The sequence below is a fragment of the Rhodopirellula sp. UBA1907 genome (genome assembly GCF_002337565.1).
GTDB classification, from domain to species: domain Bacteria; phylum Planctomycetota; class Planctomycetia; order Pirellulales; family Pirellulaceae; genus Rhodopirellula; species Rhodopirellula europaea.
This window is the reverse complement of sequence record NZ_DDGH01000106.1, coordinates 16,123-23,430: the sequence shown is the minus strand read 5'-3', so window position 1 is coordinate 23,430 and position 7,308 is coordinate 16,123. Positions and strand designations below refer to the sequence as shown.

The window sequence follows — 7,308 nt, the reverse complement described above, 5'->3', positions numbered from 1 at the left end:
GTGGGTGCTGGACAACGTTGGTGTCGAAGCCAATCCCGAAGTGTTGCGAATCAAAGCTCTGCTGGCAGCCGGGAACCTGGCCGTCAATTCAGCGGAAGCGATTCTGAATGGAATCGAAGATGCCAACGCACACGTCCTGCGAGGCTTGGAGATCGCCAATAGCCTGGAGGTCAATCACGTTTTGCTCTCCGGCAATGTTTCCAACTACGTCAGCGCCGGAGTGCACGCGGAGATTGACTTCAGCTTCAACGGCTACAACCAAACGATCGGACTGAGCCTGAACACCGACCGTTTGGTGCAAGACCTGACGAAGAAGTTGGCTGGATCGGCCCTGGGTTTCTAAGCGAAACGGGTTGCCAAAATCGGCCTGCCGCGGGCGATGCTCGCTGCGGGCCGAGCGGTTTATTGAGGCTGGCATCCGAAAAAACCGAGCATGGGGACTTCGAAGCATCCACACGCAACGGGAAATGCGATCCTGATGGACACGGATAAGGGGCAACGCGGCCCCTTTCCAGGTGCATCAGACCGGCTAATCGAGTAGGATGGACCGCGAACTTTTGGTCGTGGGTGCGGTCGCTCCCTCGTCTCAAAAAAACGGCGAGCAGATTGCATCCGACGACTCGCCGGTCATTCCTGTTCTCGTCTCATCCGCTTGGATCCTCCCCAAGAGAACTCCTTTGCTTCGTCCCGCCTTTGTCTTTGCCGTCTTGTTGATTTTTTGGTTCGTTGAACCCTCGTTGGGTGACGATTCGCGGGACCAATCCGAGCCGATTCAAGCGGTCGATTGCAGCACGCTGAACGGCAAGGTGATGTGCGGATACCAAGGATGGTTCAACTGCGACGGAGACGGCGCTGGACTTGGTTGGCGACATTGGGGACGCAACTCGCGCAAACCCCTTGGTCCGGGCAATGTCACGGTCGACCTTTGGCCGGACATGTCGGAATACTCCCCGGAAGAACGCTTTGCCACCAAGTTCAAGCATTCCGACGGCAGCGTCGCGGAAGCGTTCAGCAGTGCCAATGAACCAACCGTTCGGCGTCACTTCCAATGGATGCGAGAGTACGGAATCGATGGTGCCTTTGTCCAACGCTTCGCCACCTCGCTGCGATCTCCCGCCAGCCTTGCGAATCGAACGGCGATTTTAAATCACTGTCGTCGCGGCTCCGAAGAGAACGGGCGAGCCTTCGCCGTCATGTATGACTTGTCGGGGCTTCGAGAAGGAGAACTCGACATCGTTCGCAAGGACTGGGCTCGCTTGGTCAACAAAGAAGCGATCACCGACAGCGACTCTTACTTGCATCACAACGGCATGCCCCTCGTTGCGATTTGGGGTGTCGGCTTCGCCGAACGGCACCAGCCCGGCGCTTACACGCTGGATGATTGCAAAGCATTGATCGCTCAACTGAAACAAGCCGGCTGCAGCATCATGCTGGGTGTTCCGACCGGATGGCGAGAACTCGAGCGAGACTGCGTGACCGACCCCGCCGTTCGAACGATCTTCGAGATGGCGGATGTGCTTAGCCCGTGGACACCAGGACGCTATCGCAACCCAGAACAAGCCCAACGACACGCTGAGCAAATCTGGCAACCGGATCAACAGGAATGCGATACCAACGGACAAGGCTACCTGCCCGTCGTCTTCCCCGGTTTCAGTTGGTTCAACCTTCGCAACGGGCAGGCTCCTCTGGAAGACATCCCGCGATTGAAAGGCCAATTCCTTTGGACGCAAATCGTGGCGGCGAAGAAAGCCGGAGCCAAGATGCTGTATGTCGCAATGTTTGACGAAGTCGATGAAGCGACGGCGATTTTCAAATGCACCAACGATCCACCGCAGGGACGCGACGCAGAATTCTTGACGTACGAAGGTTTGCCCAGCGATCACTACCTCAAGATCGTCGGCCGAGCGGCTCAGTTGCTACGCGACGAGATTGCTCCCACCGAGACTCTGCCCAACGAATGGTTGACTGCTCAAGTCAGCACGTCTGAGAGTGGTGATGCTGCGAGCGATCCGGTTCCACCGGCCGCATCGAAAGTGAACCAAGTCGTCTCGGACGATCTCTCCGCGATTCGCGAATTTGTTTCCGATCAGTGCTTGGATTGTCACTCGGGAAACGATGCGGAAGCGGGATTGGATTTGCAGGCGTTTGATTTCGGTTCAGATCAGTTCACGCAACCTGACTTCGCTACGGCGGAGTGGGAGAAAATCCTTCGACGCATCAACACACGCCAGATGCCGCCGCCGGATTACGGCCAACCCGACGAAAAAACCTATTCTCAAGTAACTGCCTCGTTGGTATCGGTTCTCGATCATCACGCTCAGCGGTTCCCACGACCGGGCCGAATGGGAGCGATGCGGCGGATGACCCGCGTGGAGTATCAAAACGCGATCCGTGATTTGCTGGCGGTGTCCATTGATGCATCGGACTACCTTCCCAAAGACGAATCCAGCCACGGTTTTGACAACATCACGGTCGAGGAACTTTCTCCGACTCACTTGAACCGCTACGTGTCGGCCGCACAAAAAATCGCTCGCGTGGCCGTCGGAGGCTTGGGCAACGGCCCCGCCGGAGTGACGATTCGGTTGCCGGCCGACCGTTCGCAAGAAAAGCATGTTGAAGGCTTGCCGTTTGGAACCCGCGGCGGTGTGTTGTTCGATCAACACTTCCCGCAAACGGGCGAGTACGAAATCGAATTGAAGCTGACTCGCGACCGAGACGAACAGGTCGAGGGTTTGCATCGCGAACACGAAATCGATGTCCTGGTCGATCGTGCTCGAGTCCACCAGTTCAGGGTGTATCCACCCAAGAAGACCGGCAAGTACGGCGGTCCCGATTACACGCATTCGGATTCTCACCTGAAACAGCGTCTGCACTTCGACGCCGGCCGGCATTCGATTGGCGTCACCTTTCCCAAGACCTTCTCGTCGCTGACCGAGGGCAAACGACAGCCATTCGATGCCAACTTCAATCGGCACCGCCATCCACGACTGACGCCGGCGATCTATCAGGTTTCGATCGTGGGTCCGTTTGCTCCGGAAGGTCCCGGCATCACCACCAGTCGCCAAGCAATCTTCGGCGAGAACTGGTCTGGTGAAAACGCCGACCGGGACGAAGCCAAAAAGATCCTCACACGGTTGGCTCGCCGAGCCTATCGCCGTCCCACAACGGCTGAGGAGCTGGCGTTGTTGATGGACTTCTTTGACGAAGGTTTCTCAGCCGGCAAGTTTGATGAGGGCATCGAGTCCGCTCTCACCGCGTTGCTCGTCAACCCAAACTTCCTGTTCCGGATTGAATCCGTTGATCCGGATGCCTCGGCAACACAAGAAATGGATGTTGTCGCCGTCAAGGATCATGAGTTGGCGTCTCGATTGGCGTCGTTCTTGTGGAGCAGTTTGCCCGACGAAGAATTGTTGGACCTCGCCGACGCCAAGCAATTGCGAAACGATGACGTGCTGGCCGGACAAGTCGCAAGAATGCTGGATGATCCTCGTGCCAATTCGCTCGTCACGAATTTCGCGTCGCAGTGGCTGCAGTTACGCAACTTGGATTCGATCACGCCTGACCTGCGTTTGTTCCCCGACTTCGACGACAACCTTCGGCAATCTTTTCAACGCGAAACGCAGTTGTTGTTTCAGGATGTATTGACGAATGATCGAAGCGTCACCGATCTGATCGCTTCACAAGACACCTTTTTGAACGAACGCTTGGCCACGCACTACGGGATCCGAGGCGTCACCGGCAGCCATTTTCGCCGCGTTAAAGTTTCACCGGAGTCGCACCGGGGCGGCATCTTGCGGCACGGCAGCATTCTGATGGTCACCTCGTACGCCACACGAACTTCGCCAACGATTCGCGGCAACTGGGTGATGGAAAACATCTTCGGAACTCCGGCTCCTCCACCACCGCCGAACGTTCCCAACTTGAAAGAGAAAGACACGCTCGCGGCGATGACAGTCCGCGAGCGGCTGGCCATGCACCGAGCCAATCCGACTTGTGCGAGTTGCCATGACTTGATCGATCCGCTTGGGTTCGCGATGGAAAACTTTGACGCGGTCGGACGGTGGCGACAATTTGAAGGCACGCTGGATGTCGATTCGTCGGGCCAACTCCCAGATGGCACCGAGTTGCAATCGGTCGATGAACTGGAAGCCGGCATCGTCGCTCGACCGGACATCTTTGCTCAAACCGTCGCGGAAAAACTGATGACATACGCACTCGGACGAGCCGTCGAGCCACACGATGGACCGGCGATTCGCCGCATCGTTCGTGGGGCGTCGCAGTCCAACTACACGCTGGCTTCTCTGATCAACGGCATCGTTCTGAGCGAGCCGTTTCGGTACCGAGAAATCGCGTCTGAACCGAACAACCGCCACACATCCCGATGATCCGTCACGCTGCCCACTTCTAAACTGGAAGCTCGATGAAACGATCCCATCTCTCTCGCCGAACCTTGCTCCGCGGCACCGGTGCCGCCGTCGCGTTGCCACTGCTGGACGCGATGATTCCCGCGATGACCGCTTCAGCGGCGACCGCAGCCGCGCCCAGTCGCCTCAAACGGATTGGTTACATCTATATTCCGATGGGATACAACCCAGCCGAATGGACTCCCGAAGGCGAAACGCTCGACGAATTGCCGTCCAGTTTGTCACCACTGGAAGACGTGAAGGATCACTTGACCGTGATCTCCAACACGGATTTGCAAAACGCATATCCCGGTTCCCACGCGACTTCGAACTCGGCGTTTTTGAGTGCGGCGCGTGCCAAGCGAACCGAGAGCAGCGACTACTACAACGGCACTACGGTCGATCAAGTCGCGGCTCGAAAGATTGGTGCGACCACTCAGTTGCCATCGTTGGAATTGTCGATGGACCTGCTGTCCACCGTCGGGCAGTGCGACAACGGTTACGCGTGCGTGTACCAGAACAGTTTGTCTTGGGCTTCTCCGACGCAGCCGTTGCCATCCGAAGCTCACCCGCGAATCGTGTTTGAAAGCTTGTTTGGCGAAGGCGGGACTCCTGAGCAACGCCGAGCCGCGATGCAGAAACGAGCCAGCCTGCTGGATTCGATCAACTTGGAAATCAAGCGAATCAAGAATCGCGTGGGTGCCTCGGACCGCAACAAGATCGATGGCTACCTCGAAAGCATTCGCGAAGTCGAACGTCGCATTCAGCTCGCCGAACAGAACAGCCACGAGAATCCGCTGCCCGATTTGGACCGTCCCGTTGGTGTGCCGACCGCGTACGCCGATCACGCGAAGCTGATGTTCGACCTACAGTTGCTCGCCTTCCAAGGCGACATCACTCGAGTCGTTTCGTTCCAATTGGCTCGTGAGGCCAGCACACGAACGTATCCTGAGATCGGCGTGCCTGACCCACACCACCCCGTGACGCACCACGGTCGCGATCCAGAAAAACTGGCCAAGGTTGCCAAGATCAACCAGTTCCATGTTTCGTTGTTCGCTGACTTCCTCAAGCGGATGGATGAAGTCCCCGAAGGCGACGGGACATTGCTCGATCATTCGCTCTACATGTATGGCAGCGGCATGGGCGATCCGGACGCGCACGACCACAGCAATCTGCCGATCTTGGTGGCTGGTGGTGCCGCCGAAAACATGCGTGGCAATCGTCACCTTCGGTTCAAAGACCCTGAGCCACTGTCGAACCTGCACCTGACGTTGCTCAACAAAGTCGGTGTGCCTTTGGAATCGTTCGCGGACAGCACGGGAACGGTCGATGACCTCTTTGATCCGGTGACACTGTGATGTTGCGAATGATCTTGCCGATCACAGGATCGCTCCTGGTTTGTCTTGGTGTCGTCGCGGCGGATCCATCCGATCGGGAATCGACCGAGGTGGCTAGCGCCGAGGTGTCAGCATCCGATCACCAGTGGGTTGCCGCGGCGGAACAGCAACGTTGGGATTTGGTTCGAGAATCGTTGGCTGGCGATCGGGTGAACGTCGATGCGTCTCAACCCGATGGGATGACGGCGTTGCACTGGGCGGCCTACCACAATCACGCTCGCAGTATCGCGGCACTGGTCGCTGCCGGCGCGGACATGGATGCTAAAACGCTGTACGAGGTCACGCCACTGAGCCTGGCGTGTGAGTATGGCAATCTCAGAGCAGTACGAGCCTTGTTGGACGCGGGGGCCGATGCAGACGCGGCTCGGCGCGGCGGCGAATCGCCGTTGATGTTGGCGGCGCGGCAGGGCAACGCGAATGTGGTCCGTTCGCTGATCAAGTCCGGAGCTGACATGGAAGACAAAGAAGCCCGCGGCCAAACCGCGTTGATGTGGGCATCCGCGGCCGGCAACCTGGATGCCGTCGACGCATTGATCGATGCGGGATGCAACGTTGAAACAACACTGAAGCAGTCCGGGTTGTCAGCACTGATGTTCGCGGCACGGCACGGACAATCCGCGGTGGTGATGCGTTTGCTCGACTCGGGTTTGGACGTCAACACCGTCGCGAACCCCAAACGCAGCGGCGGCCGAAACCCGCGGTCGGGAATGTCGGCGATGATGTTCGCGATTGAAAGCGGGCACCTTCAGTTGGCTTGCGATTTGGTCCGTCGCGGTGCCGATCCGAACGACCAACGCAGCGGATACGCTCCACTGCACGCGATCACTTGGGTTCGCAAAACGGAATTGGGCGACAACCCAGAAGGCGACCCGGCACCTCGCATCACGGGATCCATCCACAGCTTGGACTTTGTCCGCCAGATGGTGGAACTGGGGGCCGACGTGAATCTGCAACTGAAAAACGGCAAGTCACGCGGCCAACGCCTCAACCCGAAGGGCGCCACGCCATTCTTCTTGGCCTCTCGCGGTGCAGACATCGAGCTGATGCATTTGTTGCTGGAACTCGGAGCCGACCCCACGATCCCCAATGACGATGGAACCACCGCGTTGATGGCCGCGGCAGGAGTCGGTGTGATCGCGGTTGGTGAAGAACCGGGCACGCCGGAAGAGGTCGACCGCGCGATCGAGATGCTGGTTGATCTCGGGATCGATCCCAATGTCGTCGATCGCAACCGAGAAACCGCGATGCACGGTGCCGCGCTGCGAACGTTTCCAACCGCGGTTCGAAAGCTGACCTCGGTCGGCGCTGATCCCAAAGTTTGGAACCACAAGAACAAACGTGGTTGGACGCCGCTGGACATCGCCGGTGGCAAACGTCCCGGCAGCGTCAAACCGTCCCCGCCAACGATTGAAGCTTTGAAAGAAGCGATTGAAGCTTCTAGCTTCTAGCTTCTAGCTTCTTGCTTCTCGCTTCTCGCTTCTCGCTTCTCGCCTCTCGCCTCTCGCCTC

The 7,308-nt window shown here is 58.0% G+C and carries 4 protein-coding genes; all 4 read left to right on the top strand.

Annotated features, from left to right (window positions below; genetic code table 11):
* Positions 1-343 (top strand): hypothetical protein (locus tag B2R17_RS26470; protein WP_286766351.1); only part of this gene is annotated, 343 nt, incomplete at its 5' end.
* Between the two features lie 199 nt (positions 344-542).
* Entirely contained in the window at positions 543-4,385 is a 3,843-nt protein-coding gene (locus tag B2R17_RS26465; RefSeq protein WP_286766350.1) for a DUF1592 domain-containing protein, read from the top strand.
* Between the two features lie 35 nt (positions 4,386-4,420).
* Entirely contained in the window at positions 4,421-5,761 is a 1,341-nt protein-coding gene (locus tag B2R17_RS26460; protein WP_286766349.1) for a DUF1552 domain-containing protein, read from the top strand.
* Positions 5,761-7,248, top strand: a complete 1,488-nt coding sequence (locus B2R17_RS26455) for an ankyrin repeat domain-containing protein (protein ID WP_286766348.1) — start codon at positions 5,761-5,763, stop codon at positions 7,246-7,248. The genes B2R17_RS26460 and B2R17_RS26455 overlap by 1 nt, the downstream gene beginning before the upstream one ends.
* Positions 7,249-7,308: the final 60 nt, after the last annotated feature.